Source organism: Gordonia hydrophobica NBRC 16057, from assembly GCF_001592365.1.
Lineage (GTDB): Bacteria > Actinomycetota > Actinomycetes > Mycobacteriales > Mycobacteriaceae > Gordonia > Gordonia hydrophobica.
The window spans coordinates 1-18,231 of record NZ_BCWU01000021.1 but is presented as its reverse complement, the minus strand read 5'-3'; the positions used below and the strand labels follow the sequence as shown (position 1 = coordinate 18,231).

Below are 18,231 nucleotides of genomic sequence, written 5' to 3'. Positions count from 1 at the left end.
CCGCCGTAGCCGAAGTGCCGTCTGCCGCAGATTCGGGGTGCCAGCGTTTCGCAGACGATGCACGACACCGCGAGGCCTCTTAGACCAGCAGCCACGACTGTCGTTGACGACTGCGAGGTAGGCACATCGGCCGATCGAGGCAATACATGCATGGCCAGCGCAGCAGACAAGCGAACCACAAGGCCGATCCCTCAGGCTTCAAACGCCTTCGAATCGCGGGACGAGATCTTGAATACCACAGTCAGCCAAGTCCACGCCTTCGTCGACCGACTCACAGTCCAACCGCCGTCGATCAAACTTGGCGAGCCGCCGATCCACCAGTGACCAATCCGAATTCGCAGGTCAGGGGAGTTATTTCAAGCGAGTCCAGACTTTCCACCAGATCCCAGTCCAGACAATCAGCGATTCCCCAGGTCGCCAGTCCAGAGTTTCACCGCCTGCGGCACGAACTGCCGCAGCAGGCGCCAAAAGCGTGAACCATCCACGCGAGAGTCTGGACTGCTGGACTCGAAAGTCACGCCTGCCACTCGGGTTGCAGAATCTGGACCGACGCGCCGAACTACGCACTTCTCCAAAGCGATCACCACCCAGCCGGCGGCCCATACAGAGTCGATTTAGCCCGTCGCGCCAGCCCTCAAGCCCGTTGAGGACCCTCGCGATTGGGGCGAACCTGACCCCCGCGTGGCCGAACCCAATGGTCTACAACGCCTTAACTAGTCCCTGCTGCGGTCGACAACAATGACGCCGCGACACCTACCTACCGCAAAAGTCTCCAAGACTGTCGGGACAACGGTTTCCAGAGACTCCTCACTCAGCATGTTGAGCGGTGCGGTAGCCAAACGCCGGGTTCGGCATCGCGAATCATGTGGGAATCTGAACACACGTCAGGGATTTCACCCGCCGCTGACGGCAATGAAAGAGTCCAGACTTTCTGCCAATTCCCAATCAAGAGTTTCACCGTCCCCAACTCACCGGTCCAGAGTTTCAGCGCGCGGCATTGTTTGAACAGTTAGGCGCGGGGAAGGACACCACAGTAGGTGCCGCGGCGGCGGGCCTTCGAAGTTTAGCCTGCCGTGAACGAATGTCTGGACTGAACGTGAAGTTGGACCGTGGAACGGCAGCGAGCTCCTCACCGGAGCGTGATCCGCAGCGATTGCAAGCTCTGGCAAACCGATGAACATGGTAGTCTCGTCCTCTCCCTACGGTAGAAAGTCGGGTGAACCTTCGACCAGGACCTTTGCGTCCTTGCCCCAGGAGTAATCGACCCTGAGCCTCTCGAAGTGGGCGGTCCCGAACTTGATCTTCCAGCCTTCTGACTCCCACTGGAGTTCTTCGAGCTTGTCTGTGCCCTTTGTCTCGCGGACGAGGTAGAGGTACTTGCCTTCGGGGTGCTGGCGCACGAACGCCCAGTCGGGGTTGTAGCCGTGCAAGGGAGTGTCGATCTTGAACCAGTGCGGGAGCTTGATAAAGAGCGGCACGTCGTCCCGGTCCTCAAGGAACTGCGCAAAGGTCTTCTCGACGCCCGAGTCGCACACGATCTTGTCCGTAATGCTCTTCGTGACGTCCACAACCATCGAGGACGGTGCAATCGTGTCAGCCTGGTGCCACTCCTTGAGCAGCTCGACCCGCCACGATTCCCCGGTCGGCTTGTAGACGATGCCCTCGGCCTCTTGCGCGTAGAGCGCATCCTTCATGGCACGTTCGACCTGGTCCATGAAGACCGACGGATTGAGCTTCACCTGGTCGAGAGTGTCAATCCCAGACAGGATGCGGACGATGGTCGCTCGGGTGAGCGGCACCCGGCGTGTGAGTTCGCCGACGACGTCGGGGAGCTTCCGGACCCCGCTGACCGCAACCGTTCCTCGGTCCTGGGTATCGCCCGAAGTGATGCCCTCGGTGTTAATGTCGGCGACGTGCTTGGTCAGGCGGAACTTGATCGGCTCGATCGCGGGCATCGCGTTGATGCGCCGTACCGCGTCGGCGACGACGTCGTCGGTCGAGAACGCCAACTCATAGGTTGTCTTCTTTGAGATCTTGTCCCACAGCTCGATGAATTGAGGGTCGAGCAGCACCTTTTCCTTGAGCTGAAGCTTGATCTTGTCCTTCTTGAGGTCCACGACCCGGCCGGTGAACCTGATGCCAGTCTCGTCCTCGATCTCCTTCTGTAAGTCGCCAGCGAATTTCGAGAAGTCCTCGTGGGCGATGACAGTCACGACGTTGATGTCGTCATTGCGGCAACGTTCGCCGTCGACCATGACCGGCAGACGCAATCCGCGCCCGATCTGCTGGCGCTTGCGCATCTCTGAGCGGCCGTGCTGGAGGTTGCAAACGGTGAAGACGTTGGGGTTGTCCCAGCCCTCGGCGAGCGCCGCGTAGCTGAAGATGAACCGGAGCGGATCCTCGAAGCTGAGTAACCTTTCCTTGTTCTGCATTATGCGCTTGAGGGCTGACTCCACCGCCTCGCTCTCCAGGCCCCGGGTCGTCACATCCTTGGGTACACCCTTGTTGGAGGCTGCGAAGTAGCCGTCGTGCACGACGTCGATGTCGGGCATGTCGAGTGAACGGAAGCGAGCGTCGGATCGCACGATCTCGTACTCCTGCTCGAACCACTGGCGGAGCCTGCCGTCGGCAGGATGGTAGTTCGCAACCGAGTCAATGAAAAACAGAGTGAGCGGCTTCAAGGCCGAAGCGATGAGGCCGCGCCGCAACTGGAACTTGAGCTGGAGCTCCTTCTCGAAGTGGCTCTCAATGGCCTGGCGGAGCATCAGCCGTTGATGCTGCTCCTCCTCGGAAGTGGTTCCGACACCTTCGTGGACATTGGTACCGTTGCCGAACTCGACGTACCCGCGTTCGCCGTCCTGCCCGGCGTGGATGTCCTCAACCAACCAACCCTGGTAGGCGCCGCGCAGCCCGCTCTCGTCGAACAGGTCCGTGTCTTTGCGCAAGGTGATCCGGGTGAGTTTCGTCTTGCCCGCGTTGGTCTTGAAGATCTTTGCGGTCGCCGTGACGCCGCCGGGTGTCGCATTTATCTTCGACACCTCGACATAGGCACCGTTGAGGTCTTCGTCCTTGGCGACTGAGAGAACACCGATGCGCTTGACCAGTCGCAGGTCGTAGGCGTCCACGGGCGTCAGGCGGTAGATGAGGTGCCTCGGGTCCTTGTGTGTCGCCGAGTACCGCAGCCGGGCCAAGGGGTTAAGTTGCTCGATGGCTTCTCTGCTGCCAGCGGATTCCATGTTCTGCGGCTCGTCCATGATGACCACTGGGCGCGCGGCGCCGATTAGTTCGTGTGGTGCGTATCCACCATTAAACTCGGGGTCCTTGCGACGGAAGATGTTGCCCTCCGTGCGGAACGCCTCAAGGTTGATGACCATGATTTTCAGGCTGGCGTCACGGACGAAGTCACTGGCCATCTGCCGCTTGACTGAGTCCCACACCATGAACTCGTATTGAGAATCCGGGTAGAGCTCCTTGAAGTGGGGCTTGAGCATCCCGAGGCTTGACTTCACACCCTCTCGGATGGCCTTGCCAGGCACCACAATGACGAACTTCGAGAAGCCGTACCTCTTGTGCATCTCCAGGCAGGTTCGAATGTAGACATAGGTCTTGCCGGTGCCGGTCTCCATCTCGACGCTCAGGTCCGGCACGACCTCGCCGTCGATCCAGTTCTGGCGCAACGCCTCGGGGATCGCGGGGACCTCACCGCCGTCCTCAGTGGGCATCGACCTGTCTTGGACCGCTCGGAGATTCCTGCGCACCTGCTCGGACGACAGCACTAGCTGGTTCCCGATGACCACTCGATCCAGCGCGTCGAGTGTCCCGTCATCGAGGACCAGATCTGCTACCTCGGAACGGCCTTGCTCCTCGTTGCCGTTGAAGACTTCGAGAACCGCCTCAATCGCATCCAACTGGTACTGCTGACCGCCGTCGAACTTGATCTCGACTGGCATCAGACTGTCTTCACCGTGATGCCGCGCGACTTGGCGTTCGCAACGAGGTTGGCTTTGAGCGCGTCCTGCCCAGCGAGGTCATCCTCAAGGAAGACCACGACGTGTGGCTTCGGGTCCAGATCGAAGACCCGCTCGGCCGTGGCAACGTCGAGACCCTCGCCGGCGACGACAGCCACCCTGCCTGACACCTGCACCGAGACCGTGCCGACCTCGTGCTCCACCCAGTCGGAGTCGAGAGGGACTCCCTCCTTCAGGAGCACCTCGGCTGCGACGGCGTACTTGTCGTAAACGCTAGCGCGAAGCGTCGAGGAGTTCAGCATGAGTTCCCCCTCGTCAGGCGCAGAGTCGAGAAAGGCGCTTTCGCTGAGGCGATACACCCGGAGGCCGAGATCACTGGCCCCGGGCACGGAGTCGATCACCTTCCCGATGCGTGCAAGCGTGACCTCCGAGACTGCGTCATAGCCCAAGTCCCTCGCCTTTCCGCCCTCCGGCGTCGGCTCCGGCAGGTTCACGCTGATGACCATTCTGGCACCGTTGTCGGCGGCATTGAGCAGGGCGACTGCGTGCGCCGTACTGCCTGAACCTGCGAAGAAATCCAGGACGATTGCGTCCTTGTCGTCGTTCGTTACCGCGCGGACGAGGTAGGAGATCAGCGACGTCGGTTTCGGGTGGTTGAACGGAATCACGCCGAAAAGAGCCTTGAGCTCAGCGTTGCCAGCAAGGACGTCCCCGACATCGGATCTGGGAAGGAGGGACGTGGGCGGCAATTGGGCAGTCTGAGCCTTCTTGGAGTAAGGCACGAAACTGGGTGACTTGATAACGATGCGAGTTCCGGCACCTGCTTGCTTTTCGAGGTAGGTCTGGCCCCAGATCATGCGTCCGGAGAGCCGGAAGGAATCCGCTGCACGACCATCCTTGATCCGGACCTTGTCTTCGAGGACATAACCCGAACCCATGTCACCTGGCCCGTACTCACCGTCAGGAAGCAGGAAGTCGACCCAATCCGGGTTCAAGAGAAGCGTCGAAACGTTCATCGAGTTCTTCGTCAGGGAGGGAAGGCCCTCGGAGCCCTGCTGGGACCCCACGAGGCGCTGAATGCCGGGCTTGTTGCGGGCGTAGCACAAGATGTGTTGCGAGTTCTCCCGCTCCATTGACGAGCTGTTGTCGGGTCGGAAGTTACTCTCCCAGATGTAGTTCTCGATGAAGTTCTCTGGGCCGAAGACCTCGTCGAGAATTAGTCGAAGTTGCGCAACCTCGTTGTCATCGATGGACAGGAAGATCACACCGTCTTGAGTGAGCAGGTTGCGGGCGAGTACCAGACGCGGGTACATCATCGAGGCCCATCGGCTGTGACGGCGTCCGCCAGTGTCTTGCGAAGCGGCTAATAGGTTTCCTTCATCGTCCAGTTGCCCACTGAAGCGCAAGTACGCCTTGAGTGGGTCCTGGAAGTCATCCTGGTAGACGAAGTCGCCCTTGCCAGTGTTGTACGGCGGATCGATGTAGATGACCTTGATGCGGTCGTTGTACGCCTTCTGGAGGAGCTTCAGCACCTCCAAGTTGTCGCCCTCGATGAAGACGTTCTTTGCCCCGTTGAAGTCGAGCGACGCCTTCATGTCCGGCACGAGCGTCCCCTTCCCAGGAGAAAGGAGGGTGCGAATTGCCTCACCCTTGCCAGCCCACTGAAGACCGTACCGCTCGCGCCCCTCGGGGACAGCGAGCAACGGGAGGTCGAGCAGATCGGCCAGACGAGCTGGGTCGATTGCACCGTCCTGGACGACCCCGGGCAGGAGCGCTTCGATCACCGCGCGGTTCTCAGCCGCCAGGTCTGGCGTCTCCAGGTGAACCTCGTCAGGCTCGTTGGTCATGCGTCCCCACTCTCGTTCATCGTGCATGGCAAGGGTATCGGTGGCGACTCGTTGATTGCGGACGAACCCGTCGGCCCCCTCCAATAACCTTAGAGCCATGACAGCAGCAGGCGCCTCAGGCACGATCCCGATCCTCGCAGGGGAGGCGGCGGCAGCGGTCGCTCATAGGGGTGGCCACTTGCAGATCGTCGCAGCTGCCGGCTCGGGCAAAACCGAGATCGTTTCCCAGCGTGTGGCATCTCTCCTTAAGGACGGCGAGCAGCCGGAGTCGATCGTGGCCTTCACGTTCACCGAGAAGGCCGCCGAGGAGTTGAAGGAGCGCATCAGGGAGCGAACGGTTGCTCTCCTCGGCCCGTCCGCCACCGACAAGCTGGGGCACTTATACGTCGGGACGATCCACGGATACTGCTTCCGCCTCCTTCAGACCTACGTGCCGCGGTTCGAGACCCACACCCCGCTCGACCCCAACCAACTGACCAACCTCCTGTACCGCGAGACCAACCGGCTGGGCCTCCGTCAGTTCGACCAACGCAACCGAGTGTTCTCCGGCATCGAGCAGTTCCAGCAGTCCGTCGATGTCGTTGAGAACGAGTACATGACCCTCGACGTCATCCCGGACGGCGCCTTCAAGGACACGCTGGTCAAGTACTACGCGATGCTCGATAACTACCGCTTCATGTCGTTTGGCACCCAGATCGTCGAGGCGGTTCGCGCGCTCGAAAACCCTGCTGTGCATGCGGCAGTGACGGCCGATCTCAAGCACCTGATCGTCGACGAGTATCAAGACGTGAACCCAGCCCAGGAGCGCCTGATCGAGCTGCTCGCGAAGCCTCAAGGTTCTGCCGACGTGGTCGTGGTCGGTGACGACGATCAGGCCATCTACCAGTGGCGCGGCTCGCATGTCGCGAACATCGTCGCCTTCGCGACTCGCTACCCCAACGTGTCGAAGTTCGAGTTACTGGCGAACCGTCGGTCGCGACCGGACATCGTGGCGCTCGCCAATGGGTTCGCGAAGTCGATCCCTGGCCGTATCGACAAGGAGATGACTGCAGTCCGCCCATCCGCCGGGCCGTCGGTCTCCATCGCCATCGGTCACCTGATGGAGCAGGACGAGGCCGACTCGATCGCGCTCGACATCGAGGCGCTCCACAAAGACGGCGTCCGCTACCGAGACATCGCCATCCTCGTGCGTGGCAAGACGGCGTACACGCGAATCCTGGATGCTCTCGCGCTCTCGAACATCCCCGTCCAGCCAGGCGGGCGCACTGGCCTGTTCGAGCAACCCGAGGCGGAAGTCTTTGGGGCCACGTTCGCGTGGATCTCGAATGTCAACTGGAGCGTAAGCAAGTGGAAGACGCGAGCAGCCGTCAATCTGAGCGGACTCCTCGACCGCTACGTGTCCGTCTTCGGTCTCGACGACGCCGAGCGGCAGGCCCTGAGCACACACCTGCAAACGTGGAAGTCCAAGCGTGACGATGAGAACTGGACGCCAAGTCTCGTAGGGGAGTTCTACAAGCTGACCGACCTCCTCGGCATCCGCAACTGGAATCTCACAGACGAAATGCAACGCAACCGACTCGGCACCATCGCACGCTTCACAGCGGTCATGGCTGACTACGAATCGGTCACACGACGCTCTCGGCGAGACGCGGACAATCCGGGGGAACAGGTCGGCGGTGCCGTCGGAGGCGAGTGGTTCTACAAGAACTTCGCACTCATCCTGACGAACTACGCGACCGGCAGTTACGACGACTTCGACGGCGAGAACAACATACTCGGCGACGGAGTCGCCCTCGGGACCATCCACGGCGCCAAGGGACTCGAATGGCCCGTCGTCTTCCTGCCTTCCTTGAAGGAGGGGCGCTTCCCATCCGACAAGTCCGGGTCGCTCAAGAACTGGCTGATCCCACGCACCCTGTTCGACGCCGCGCGCTACGAAGGATCAGACGCGGAGGAACGCCGTCTCTTCTACGTCGCCCTCACCCGGGCCCGCGACTGGGTAGGTCTCTCCTCGCACCAGCGGGTCAACACCCAGTCGCGGCGGCCGTCACCCTACATCCTCGAAGCCCAGGCGATTGCCACCAGCGGCAGCCTGCCTACCAATGCGGAGCCGCGCGGTGAGGCACCGACCAGCATCACCGTCTCCTACAGCGAGCTCGATGCCTACATGGAGTGCCCACGGAGCTACCTACTCCGCAACGAACTCGGCTTCATGCCGCCAGTGCAATCCGAGATCGGCTACGGCAACGCCGTCCACCACGTCCTGCGCACCATTTCCGAGCATGTCAAGGCGACGGGAACCGTGCCCGACTCGGCCGCGGTCGACGCACTGATGGACTCGGAGTTCTTCCTCCCCTTCGCCAACAAGCCAGCCCACAAGGAGATGCGGGAGAAGGCCAGGAAACTCATCCAGACCTACGTCACCGACAACACGGCCGAGCTGCAACGGACGTGGGCCACAGAACGCCCCTTCGAGCTGTACCTCGATGGCGTCGTCATCAGCGGGCGCGCGGATGTCGTCTTCGACGAGCACGACGGCGTGGCTGACAACCTCTCGATCGTCGACTACAAAACGGCGCTCGGCGAAGAACTCAAACCGTTGCAGTTGCAGATCTACACCGACGCCGGCCGCCGCGAGGGTCTCACCGTTGGTGCTGCCTTCATCCAAGACCTCAGCGCCACAGTCCGGCACGAGGTCAGTATTTCCGCCGCCGACATCGCCTCTGCCGAGGCGCAGGTCGCGATAGCGGCCCAAGGTCTCAAGGACCGCGACTTCACACCGAAACCAGAGAAGTCGAAGTGCTCGTTCTGCGACGTTAGGACTGTATGCGGCGCGGCCGTGACCAAGTGACCGCGCCGATCTGGGTGGCCGACGACTGTGTCGGACGGGTTCCCTAGACTTGAACGAACACCGTCAAGCAGTGACCGAATGGAGCCACCGTGGTTGAAGTCATCGCCCGGCGTGGCTCCCACGCCAGTCCGTTGCGCTACCCAGGCGGCAAGGCGACGCTCGCCCGCTTCTTCGAGTCGACCATCAAGGCGCTCGGCCTGGACAAGCCGACCTACATCGAACCGTACGCCGGAGGCGCGGGGGCCGGCATTGAACTCCTCCTCAAGGGCGTCGTCGGGATGGTCGTGATCAACGATCTCGACCCCGCGATTCACGCCTGCTGGAAGGCGATGGTGAAGGACTCGGATGAGTTTCTTCGTCTTCTGAAGCGCACCCCGTTGACGATCGAGGAGTGGAGGAATCAACGCGAGATCTATCGTCGCCGGCACGATGCCGACGTCGACCCGCTCACCCTGGGCTTCGCCACCTTCTACCTCAACCGCACGAGCCGCTCCGGAGTCCTCGGGGCCGGAGTGATCGGTGGGTTCGCGCAGGCCGGGTCCTACAAGATCGACGCTCGCTTCGACAAGGACGTGCTTCGCGACCGGATCGAGAAACTGGCCGAGCTGAGCGGCAAAATTCGCGTCACAAAACAAGACGGCGCAGCACGGCTGAGCGAATACCTACCCAAGGACAACGTATTTGCCTACGTCGATCCGCCCTACGTCGAGAAGGGCAGCTCGCTATACATGAGCGCCTTCCAGGAGCAGGACCATATCAAGTTAGCGCGGGTCTTGAACGGGTACGCGAACACCAACTGGGTGCTGACTTACGACGTGGCCGAGCTTATCAGGAGCCTCTACAGGGCGCGGGACATCTCTGAGTTCCGGTTGCTCTACTCCGCCCACCTGCGGGGTGCGAAGGACGAACTCAAGCGCCCATCGGCCAGCGAGTTGATCGTCCTCTCAAACACAGTCGCGGACGCACTGCGCTGACCCCTCAATGCGACCCTGCGAAGGGTCCTGTCTGACGAATCTGGCTGCGAGTCGGCAGCCCCAGTGACTGTTGCACCAGTGCTCGAAGCACCGACTGGCCGAGGCCCAAGGGAAGGGATGCCGCCGAGTGGGCAAGCGCCACCGGGATGACAGCGTTCTCGTAGAGCCGTGTCTGGACATGGTCGAGCACCTCGCATACAGGGCGGAGCGTCGGGTAGCTCGACCAAAGTTCGCCGTCGGGGTCCCCATAGGGCGTGACGCCCGGCTTCGGCGGCACGGTGAAGACGAGGATGCCGCCCGTCTTGGTGCGGTAGATGAAGCGACGGCCGTAGAACTCGTCCGACCCATAGGGGTTGTTTGCCGGGCGTCCCGTGATCCGGTTGATGTACTCGGTCTTCAGAAGCATGACGTGACCGGGCTTGATCAGATGAGAGATGAGTTGGGCGTGCTCGACGAAGGTGCCGGACTTCTCGACCCCCACGACGAGGGGGGCAGCGGGGCGATCGTTCGCTGCGCACTGCTTGGCAAACTCCGCGAGGTAGTCCTGGAAGCGGCGTTTGAGGGGGGCAACAGTGCCATGCAGTCCAAGCGGGCCGTCGGTGATGAAGAGTGTCTTCCCCAGGACGTCGTAGCTGTGGGGGTCCTCGAACAGCAGTTGCATGTAACCCAGCGAGGTCAGCCGCTCGGCCACAAGCATCATGCGCGTCAGGGAACTTTGGTTCGACCCCTCGGGCATGTATTCCTCTTCGGTGCGGAGCACGTCGCCAAGGAAAACCTCTTGGCCGCACTCGGGGCACTTGGTGCCCCCCTTCGGGACGTCGATCTTTCCACCAGAGAGCTGCGCGTCGCCGGCCTTGCACACGGGGCATCGGCGAAGCGGGGCCGTGGTCGCCGGAGCACTCGGTGATCCGTGGAGCGCAAGGAGCATGTCGGCAAGAGTCTGCTCCGAAGCCTGGTCGAACTTCGTCTCGTGCAGAAACCGGTCGAGTTCCTGTCGCCAGGTGTCTACCCCGGTAGACCCCGGAATGACGAGGCCGGAGCCCGGCAGCGCGCGGTCGAACGCCGCGTGTTGATGTGACTCGCGCAGCAGATGCGGGTCGACGAAGTCGCCCGCCCCCGCCCGGTGCAGCTTGTCGAAGTCGATGAAGGAAGCAGCCACCCGGACGTAGCCGACCTTGATGGTGGGGTGCTCACGCGTAGCTTCGACTTCGGTGTCCGAGCCGTCCACCGTGATGGCGAATCGAACGGCATCGGAGATCCCGGCGTTGTCGAGCTCCTCGACGGGACGGCACAGCGACGTCACCCGGTTCTCGTCGGCCGGAGTTGCTTGGGCTACTTCCCAGCGGGAGAAGGCATCGTGGACCGCTTGACTGTTGACGACGGGAACGTGGCCCAGCCGTGACGCTCGCTCAGACGGGTAGGGCATACCTAGTCGACCTCGACAGCCTTGAGGCCGGCAGCACCGCGGGCGGCGTTGATCATCGCGTGGTCGAACTTCGCGATCTGCACTGGCACGATGTACTTACTGGAGTGGGTCTTCATGCGGACGAAGCCTTGATCCTCAATACGACGAAGGCTCTCGGCCCAAGTGCCAAAGTCGTAGTAGTGCGAGAGCTCGTTCGTCTCCTTGTCCGAGTTCAGGTGCGCCACGAGCCAGTTCGAGGTGTTCGAGAGGATTCGCTGGTCGACGGAGGTAACTTCCTGCGTTGCGTAGATGAGCCCCATCTTGTACTTGGCGGCCTCCTTGGAGAGGCGGACCCAGGGGTTGTCGGCAACCTCCTTGCCGCCGCGCTCGAACAGGTTGTGCGCTTCCTCCACGACGATCTGAAATCGCACGGGGTCCTGGTTGGAGCGGAAGACCTCACCAGCGCGGTTCAGCAGGTGCGTGACGATTCTCTCCGACATGACCTTCGCGACGAGATCGTTGCCGTTGGACAGGTCGACTATCGCAAGACGCCCTTCGATCATGTCCTGCCAGAGCTGCTCTGCCACATCACCTGTGGAGGCGGTTCCGTGGAACGGTCGAATCGTGCGGATGGCGGAGGTCACGCCGGTGTAGTCGTAGACGTCGGCGATGTCGGGGAATCGACTGTTCTCGTCATGCCACTTCGGAAATTCGTCGGGTCGGGCAGCCACCCAGGTCGTAAGCGACAGTGCCGCCTGAGGCGAGGTCAGAGCATACTTCCCAGCGCCTGCCGGGGCGATCGCGTCCGGATTCGCTTTGAGGAAATCCGTCGCCATTGCGGCAGGGAACGCGATGCGAAGGGACTGCGGAAGCGTCGGCGCGGTGAAGCCACACTTCGCGAGAAGACCGTAGAAGGCCACCAGCGCCCATCCCCAACGGTTGTGGGCGCTGTGGTCGTTGGCATCCGGCTCCGTGAGATCTGCTGAGCGGAAGCTCTTTGCGTAGTTCGTGTTGACGGGAGCAGTCGCATCGCTGACTAAACCCCACACGGCGTCTAGGACGTCGCGGTCGTAGAAGTTCAGACGGAGAGTCTTCTCCTGGGTGTCGCTGGGGTTCGGGTCGACCTTATAGATCCGGACCGCGGCGTCGTCATCGCCCAGCAGCCGAAGGCCAGTCTTGTCCTGTTCATTCACATTGGCATACTCGCCCTGTGGGTCGAAAACGAGTTGACCCACCTTGGTTCCCGTGCGCGCCGAGTGAGTAGCGATTGCGGTCACGAGAGTCTTGATCGTGTTGGACTTGCCGGTACGGGTCATGCCGAAAACAGCGGTCTTCCGCGCGATGAAGTCGTCGATGTGGACGTTTACGTCGGCTGAATCGACACCGGAAGCGTGAGCGCGACGGCGAGTTGACGCGAACCGGACAGCGCCTAAGGTGAGCACGTCGTCGCCTTGGGGTTCCGGGTATGACGCGACCCACGACAAGACTTCCTCGGAAGGCAGAAACACTTGGTATCGAGCAGACGAGACTACGTTGTCGATGTCGGAGCCGAACAGGATCGTTCTGGAGTTCGGTTCAGTGTAGAAGGTGCCCACGACTTCGCAGTCGAAGGCGGACTGCTGAAGTTCATTGCGGGTTAGCTCGTCGGTGACTTCGTCGAAACCCTTCCCCGAGTCACCTGCGTCGCGTACTACTGCGAGCCGAGTCTGTACGAGATCGGACTCGTTGGGGAGGGGAGCTGTGCCACTGACGCGGAGGAGAATCAACTCCTCGTCGTCGAGTGCGAAGCCCTCTGCAGTATTCGTGCCAGCAGCGGCGAGCAGGAAGGCGCCGTGCGGCACACCGCCCGCCTCAGTCTTACGCCAGTCGTCGGTCAGGACCACTGCTCGGGAATAGTCGAGGCGGAAGATTCCGCCGACAGCCTTGCAGCCGGAGTTGATAACGGTCGCCAGTGGAGTCGCGGCGCGCGAGGACTCCAAGATGGTGGAACTGATGCTCATGGTTCCAACCTTAGGCGTGGGGTCCGACAGATTCGCTGCGGGACAGTTCATGCACACCACGGGGACGCGAGGCATAATTGAAGTGCCCCACTCAACTCAACGAGACTCATTTCTTTCCTCAGCTCGCCTGTCCAGAGATCAAGCGACCACGGCATGAACTTTCTTGACGTTCCTGCGTTCCAGCGACGGCGTGTCACCGCAACAACGTCAACAAGTTCAAGCACAGCACCCAATCTCACGCCGCCCAGCGACGCAGTCAGCGCGGCATCGGGATCGCGCAACCACCGCAATCGGCCGCGCACCCACCACAACTGCGACCAGTCAGAATCACTCCACTGTTCAACGAGCAACGTGGCGCGCGCGTCCTTCTCTAGGTTTCGCTCCCGCTGCAGCACTCCTCCGCTCTTCGACTTCACCCGATCGATCGGTATTCCGCGGTACCGGCCCGCTTCGAGCGCGTAGACCACTGGCACCAGATCGACGGCACCTTCCCCGTTCGTCGTCGCAAGTACGCCATGGTGATGCGTCCGCAGTCGGTCGAGGGCAGTGTCTGCATCGAGCTTCACCTGAGCATCGTCGCACCATCCACACTCCCACGACAGCACAACCGCTTCCAGCCAACGCATCAGTCCGACTAGCCTGGCACAAGTTGATCCTCCCCGACGTTCGCGACCCGCGACTGATCACCGTTCGACGCGGCGGCACCCTCACTGACGCCGATCATCAGGCACTCGCACTGTGGGCCGCCGACTGCGCCGAGCATGTCCTGCCTCTGTTCGAGCAGTCCGAACCCCAAGATCCCCTACCACGCACCGCAATCGACGCCACTCGCATCTGGGCGCGCGGCGACGCCGCCATGATGGAGACTCGCGCGCTCGGCGGCCACGTCATGGGTGCTGTCCGGCCGCTACGAGGCGCCGCACGTTTCGCGGCCTACGCTGCAGGCCAAGCGGCCTGCGTCGCCCAAGTCCCCGAACACGACCTCGGCGCCGCCGCTTACACAATCGAAGCCGTTTACTCTGCGGCACAAAATGATTCGCGCGACGAAGCTCGACTGACCGAACGAGACTGGCAACGCGCCCAACTGCCCGACGACCTCCGCGACTTCGTCCTCGACGACCAGCGACGCCGAAACAACATCTGCTGGAACATGTTCGACGACTGAACGGCTGAATCTCAGCGGGCCCAGCGACACTCAGGCCCCGCAACTCACACGATCACACGAAGAACGCTGATACACATCAGCGCTACTCGAAAGCGACTGGGCCGCAGGATGATCAGCGCCGACCCCAAACCCAGGACCGCGTTGATCGTTACGCAGCTAAGGAGAAGCGCAGCACCGTCGCCGGTCAGCCGATCGCCAGCAACGGGCGGCGCGAGTGGCAGCAGCACGATCGACACCGCGGATCCGTCGGCCACCCGGCGTCCGATCCCGCCGTCAGTCCGCTTTCTCGATCCGACAGATCAACTCACCTTGGGCGCACACATCGCCGACTGAGACACCAAGTCCGGCGACAATACCCGACTGGTGGGCAACAACGGCATTCTCCATCTTCACCGCCTCCACCGCAGCGATCAGATCGCCCTTCTCGACACGGTCGCCCTCAGACACCCGAACCTTGACGATGGTGCCCTGCATCGGTGTCATCACGGAATCGCCGGTCGCCTCGACCGCGGCCGATTCCCGCGCCGAGGCACGGATCACCTCAGCCCTCTCAACCATATCCTCGAGTCCTGGCATGGTGATGCGATGCACATCACGGCCGACGCGCACCTCGACCACATTGCGGTCCGCTGTCGATACGGACGAGTCTCGGTCACTGTCGAGCAGGCTGTCGAGGTTTAGCCCGATCCAACTCGTGTGAACCTTGAATTCCCCCGAGGCCGCTGTCAAGTCACCGTGCGCGAGGATTGCCACGTCCAACGGGAGCACGGTCGGCACCCCTTCGACGGCGAGTTCGGCCAGAGCGCGGCGTGCTCGTGCGAGGGCCGTGGGTCGGTCCTTGCCGGTGACTATCAGTTTTCCGAGCATGGAGTCGTACCACTCGGCGGCCTCACCTCCGGATTCGACTCCGGCATCGAGTCGCAGGCCGGGCCCGCGGGGGAATTCCCACGCGGTGATGGGTCCCGGGACCGGACGGAACCCGGCTCCTGGATCCTCACTGTTAATTCGGAACTCGATGCTGTGGCCACGCGGCTCGGGTGTGCCATCGAGACGCAGGTTCTCTCCGCGGACGATCGAGAACTGCTCACTGACCAGGTCCACCCAGGTCGTCTCCTCGGTGACCGGATGCTCCACCTGCAGCCGAGTGTTCACTTCTAGGAATGAGATCGAACCGTCTTCACCGACGAGGAACTCGACGGTGCCCGCACCGACGTATCCGGCGGCCTCACCGATCCGCCCGGATGCATCGATGATCTCGGCGGTCTGTGCGAAACTGAGGAACGGCACTGGCGCCTCCTCTACGAGTTTTTGATGGCGCCGCTGCAATGAGCAATCGCGGGTGCCCACGACCACAGCTTTGCCGAAACGATCCACCAGGAGTTGGGCCTCGACGTGCCGCGGCCGCTCGATGTACCTTTCGACGAAGCACTCACCGCGACCGAACGCGGCGGCGGCCTCCCGAGTCGCCGATTCCCATTCCGAACCGATCGCGGCGCGGTCGTGTACCACTCGGAGCCCGCGTCCACCACCCCCGAAGGCTGCTTTGATGGCGATCGGCATGCCGTGTTCCGCCACGAAGTTCCCGATCTCGGCCACCGGCGCCACCGGTTCCGCGGTGCCGGGGGTCAGCGGCGCGCCAACCTCGCGTGCGACGGCGCGAGCCTTTACCCTGTCTCCCAACGTCTCGATGGCCGAGGGCGGCGGACCGATCCACACCAGGCCTGCGTCGATCACCGCACGCGCGAATTCGGCACTCTCCGAGAGAAACCCGTACCCAGGGTGGACGGCCTGGGCGTCGCTCGCGAGCGCCACGTCGATGAGTCGATCGATGTTGAGATATGTGTCGGCGGGCGATGTACCCGCAAGAGAGTACGCCTCGTCGGCACCACTCACATGAAAGGCGTGCGCATCGGCATCGGAATACACCGCGATGGCGCGCAGGCCCTCGTCGCTAGCGGCCCGCAGTACGCGAACCGCGATTTCACCGCTGTTCGCCACCAGGAGGCTGGTGAAGTCGCCGCAGCGGGGTTGGAGGTCTGTGGTCATGACTGTGTCTCCGGTTCTGTGTTCATGGCGCCGGGCTCTCCTCGAAGAACTGAAAGCACCTCAATTGGTGAACAACGTGATCATCGCGTCGAGGGCAGTGTCGCCGTATTCCGGCCAGAAGATGAAGCGCGATGTACCCCGCTGCTGCGTACTCGCAGACCCTGCGAACGACCTGTTCTGGGTCGTCGGCGACCAGGTAGAGTTACGTTCTTCGCCGAGCCCGCAACCGCGTCCTCCAGATCGAGCCTCGCGACGTCCGGCCTGATCTGCGCGACCTCGGCCGCCGTCTTCGGTTTCCCGGTCGGCATGAGTAGCACACTGCGTGGATCGAAGGAGTGGAGTCGGCATCGCAGCTGCACTCACACCGGACTGACGACATGATGGCGGCGACCGCGTGCTCGAGTCCATCCCGATGCCGCCCGGAAACGCTTGATGAGCGCCTCACGCAAATCTGTGGGCTCGATGATGGCATCAACCACCAAGCGGCTGGCTACGTTGACGAGATCGGCGTCGGCTGCCTGTTCCTCGATCTTCGATCCCACGAATCGCTGCCGTTCGTCGGCGTCGTCGATCGCCTCGATCTTCTTCGCGTAGATCGCGTTTGTCGAAGCCTCCGGCGACATCGGCGCGATCGCCGCGTCTGGAAGGGCGAGCATCGCCTGCGGCTCGAAGCCTGGGGCACACATTGCGTAGTACCCGGCCGCATACGCCTTGCGCAGCACGACGGTGATTTTGGGTACCTCGCACTGGCCATCGCCGTCACCAGCTTGGCGCCGTGTCGGATGATGCCCTGACGCTCGATCGCGACCCCCAACATGAATCCCGGCACGTCCTGCAAAGGAGGAATGGAATGTTGTAGGCGTCGCACATGCTGATGAATCGGGCCGCCTTGTCTGCGGAGTCGACGAAGATCGCCCCGCTGCGCACCGAGGGTTGGTTGGCGACCACCCCGACGACCTCGCCATCGATGCGCGCCAGTCCGACGACCATTTCGGTCGCCCATCGAGCCTTGATCTCGAAGAAGCTCGCCGCATCCACCAGCCGTTCGATGACGTCCCGAACGTCGTAGCCGCCGTTGGTGTCCTGTGGGATGAGGTCCGTGGGCCAATCGCGACGAGCTGGAGTTGTCGACACGGTACGCACGGGTCGACTGTTCCAGTTGTCCGGGAGGTACGACAGCAGGTGTCTTGCCGCTGCGATCGCTTCCCAGTCCGAGTCGAACACCTCGTCACCACAGCTGGAGACCGTTGCATGCATCATCGCCCCGCCCATCTCCTCCAGCGTGGTCTTCTCACCGGTCACCTTCTCTGCGACACGAGGGGAAGCCAGGTACATTGACGCATTGCCGTTCACCATCCCGACCCAGTCCGTGAAGGCGGGCATGTACGCACCGCCAGCCGCCGAGGGACCGTGCACGCAGCAGATCTGCGGAACACGGCCCGAGAGCGCGACCTGGAGTTGGAAGATGCGCGAGGCACCCCGCGCACCGTGAAAGAATCCGAACTGGTCGGTCAGGCGCCCGCCCGCAGAGTCCACCAGGTAGAACACCGGGAGAAGGTCGCGGTCGGCACGCTCGAGGATGCGGATCTGCTTCTCGACCGTGAGTTCGCCCCACGGCCCTGCCTTGACCGCGAAGTCGTGAGCGATGACGGCAACGGCCCGTCCGTTGACCGTCCCAATACCGGTCAGCACACCGTCGGCCGGCATGTCCGCATTCACTGCGTTGGCCAGCAGGCCGTCCTCGACCCAGGAACCTGGGTCGAGAAGTAGGGCGATCCGCTCGCGTACCGGCATCTTCTCCGGCCAGCGGGTTGCGTCGTTGCCGGTGAGCGCCGTCTCAATTGCGTCGCGCACCGCTGTCTCGTGGTTGCTTGTCATCCGAGTGCCGCCGTCTCATGCATGAGTCCGGTGCGTTTGAGCGTGCACACAAGAACGTCGTCCTGGTTGTACGCACGATGTTCGAAGACGACCAGAT

Annotated in this window: 10 protein-coding genes and 1 pseudogene; 3 read left to right on the top strand and 8 right to left on the bottom strand. The window is 62.3% G+C overall.

The features are described from left to right. Positions 1 to 1,199: 1,199 nt before the first annotated feature. Entirely contained in the window at positions 1,200 to 3,950 is a 2,751-nt protein-coding gene (locus tag GH2_RS20970; RefSeq protein ID WP_066172621.1) for a restriction endonuclease, read from the bottom strand. Beyond that, positions 3,950 to 5,815, bottom strand: a complete 1,866-nt coding sequence (locus GH2_RS20965) for a site-specific DNA-methyltransferase (protein ID WP_066172623.1) — start codon at positions 5,813 to 5,815, stop codon at positions 3,950 to 3,952. Before GH2_RS20965 ends, GH2_RS20970 begins: the two co-directional genes overlap by 1 nt. Before the next feature lie 97 nt (positions 5,816 to 5,912). On the opposite strand from GH2_RS20965, the gene GH2_RS20960 reads away from it, so the two are divergent. Together GH2_RS20960 and GH2_RS20955 are read left to right on the top strand one after the other, a co-directional pair. Then, positions 5,913 to 8,666 carry an ATP-dependent helicase gene (locus GH2_RS20960; protein WP_084247683.1) on the top strand — a complete coding sequence of 918 codons (2,754 nt, stop codon included), beginning with the start codon at positions 5,913 to 5,915 and terminating at the stop codon, positions 8,664 to 8,666. A gap of 89 nt (positions 8,667 to 8,755) precedes the next feature. Next, entirely contained in the window at positions 8,756 to 9,640 is an 885-nt protein-coding gene (locus GH2_RS20955) for a DNA adenine methylase (RefSeq protein WP_066172614.1), read from the top strand. A gap of 4 nt (positions 9,641 to 9,644) precedes the next feature. On the opposite strand, the gene GH2_RS20950 is transcribed toward GH2_RS20955, so the two are convergent. The 3 genes from GH2_RS20950 to GH2_RS21490 are packed head-to-tail and all read right to left on the bottom strand — an operon-like array spanning position 9,645 to position 13,611. Next, entirely contained in the window at positions 9,645 to 11,066 is a 1,422-nt protein-coding gene (locus GH2_RS20950; protein ID WP_066172610.1) for a hypothetical protein, read from the bottom strand. Between the two features lie 2 nt (positions 11,067 to 11,068). Then, positions 11,069 to 13,045 (bottom strand): ATP-binding protein, encoded by a 1,977-nt coding sequence (locus GH2_RS20945; protein WP_066172607.1) that lies wholly within the window; start codon positions 13,043 to 13,045, stop codon positions 11,069 to 11,071. A 47-nt stretch (positions 13,046 to 13,092) separates the two neighbouring features. Further along, entirely contained in the window at positions 13,093 to 13,611 is a 519-nt protein-coding gene (locus tag GH2_RS21490) for a PNPOx family protein (protein WP_169802491.1), read from the bottom strand. Between the two features lie 83 nt (positions 13,612 to 13,694). Between GH2_RS21490 and GH2_RS20940 the strand changes: the two genes are divergently transcribed. Beyond that, positions 13,695 to 14,210, top strand: coding sequence for a putative immunity protein (locus GH2_RS20940; protein ID WP_066172603.1), 516 nt, complete (start codon positions 13,695 to 13,697; stop codon positions 14,208 to 14,210). A 44-nt stretch (positions 14,211 to 14,254) separates the two neighbouring features. Here GH2_RS20940 and GH2_RS20935 read toward each other — a convergent pair whose 3' ends face one another. From GH2_RS20935 to GH2_RS20925, 3 genes and pseudogenes are all read right to left on the bottom strand, one after another. Continuing rightward, positions 14,255 to 14,446, bottom strand: coding sequence for a hypothetical protein (locus GH2_RS20935; RefSeq protein ID WP_157086189.1), 192 nt, complete (start codon positions 14,444 to 14,446; stop codon positions 14,255 to 14,257). A gap of 37 nt (positions 14,447 to 14,483) precedes the next feature. Then, complete coding sequence (locus tag GH2_RS20930; protein ID WP_066172597.1) at positions 14,484 to 16,256, bottom strand: DUF2118 domain-containing protein; 1,773 nt, start codon at positions 16,254 to 16,256, stop codon at positions 14,484 to 14,486. 359 nt (positions 16,257 to 16,615) lie between these two features. Continuing rightward, positions 16,616 to 18,050, bottom strand: a pseudogene (locus GH2_RS20925) (acyl-CoA carboxylase subunit beta). Positions 18,051 to 18,231 lie beyond the last annotated feature (181 nt).

What these genes read in the sequence shown, in the direction of transcription:
- GH2_RS20970 (WP_066172621.1), bottom strand. Translation starts at nt 3,950, where the DNA reads ATGCCAGTCGAGATCAAGTTCGACGGCGGTCAGCAGTACCAGTTGGAT.
- GH2_RS20965 (WP_066172623.1), bottom strand. Translation starts at nt 5,815, where the DNA reads ATGACCAACGAGCCTGACGAGGTTCACCTGGAGACGCCAGACCTGGCG.
- GH2_RS20960 (WP_084247683.1), top strand. Translation starts at nt 5,913, where the DNA reads ATGACAGCAGCAGGCGCCTCAGGCACGATCCCGATCCTCGCAGGGGAG.
- GH2_RS20930 (WP_066172597.1), bottom strand. Translation starts at nt 16,256, where the DNA reads ATGACCACAGACCTCCAACCCCGCTGCGGCGACTTCACCAGCCTCCTG.
- GH2_RS20950 (WP_066172610.1), bottom strand. Translation starts at nt 11,066, where the DNA reads ATGCCCTACCCGTCTGAGCGAGCGTCACGGCTGGGCCACGTTCCCGTC.
- GH2_RS20945 (WP_066172607.1), bottom strand. Translation starts at nt 13,045, where the DNA reads ATGAGCATCAGTTCCACCATCTTGGAGTCCTCGCGCGCCGCGACTCCA.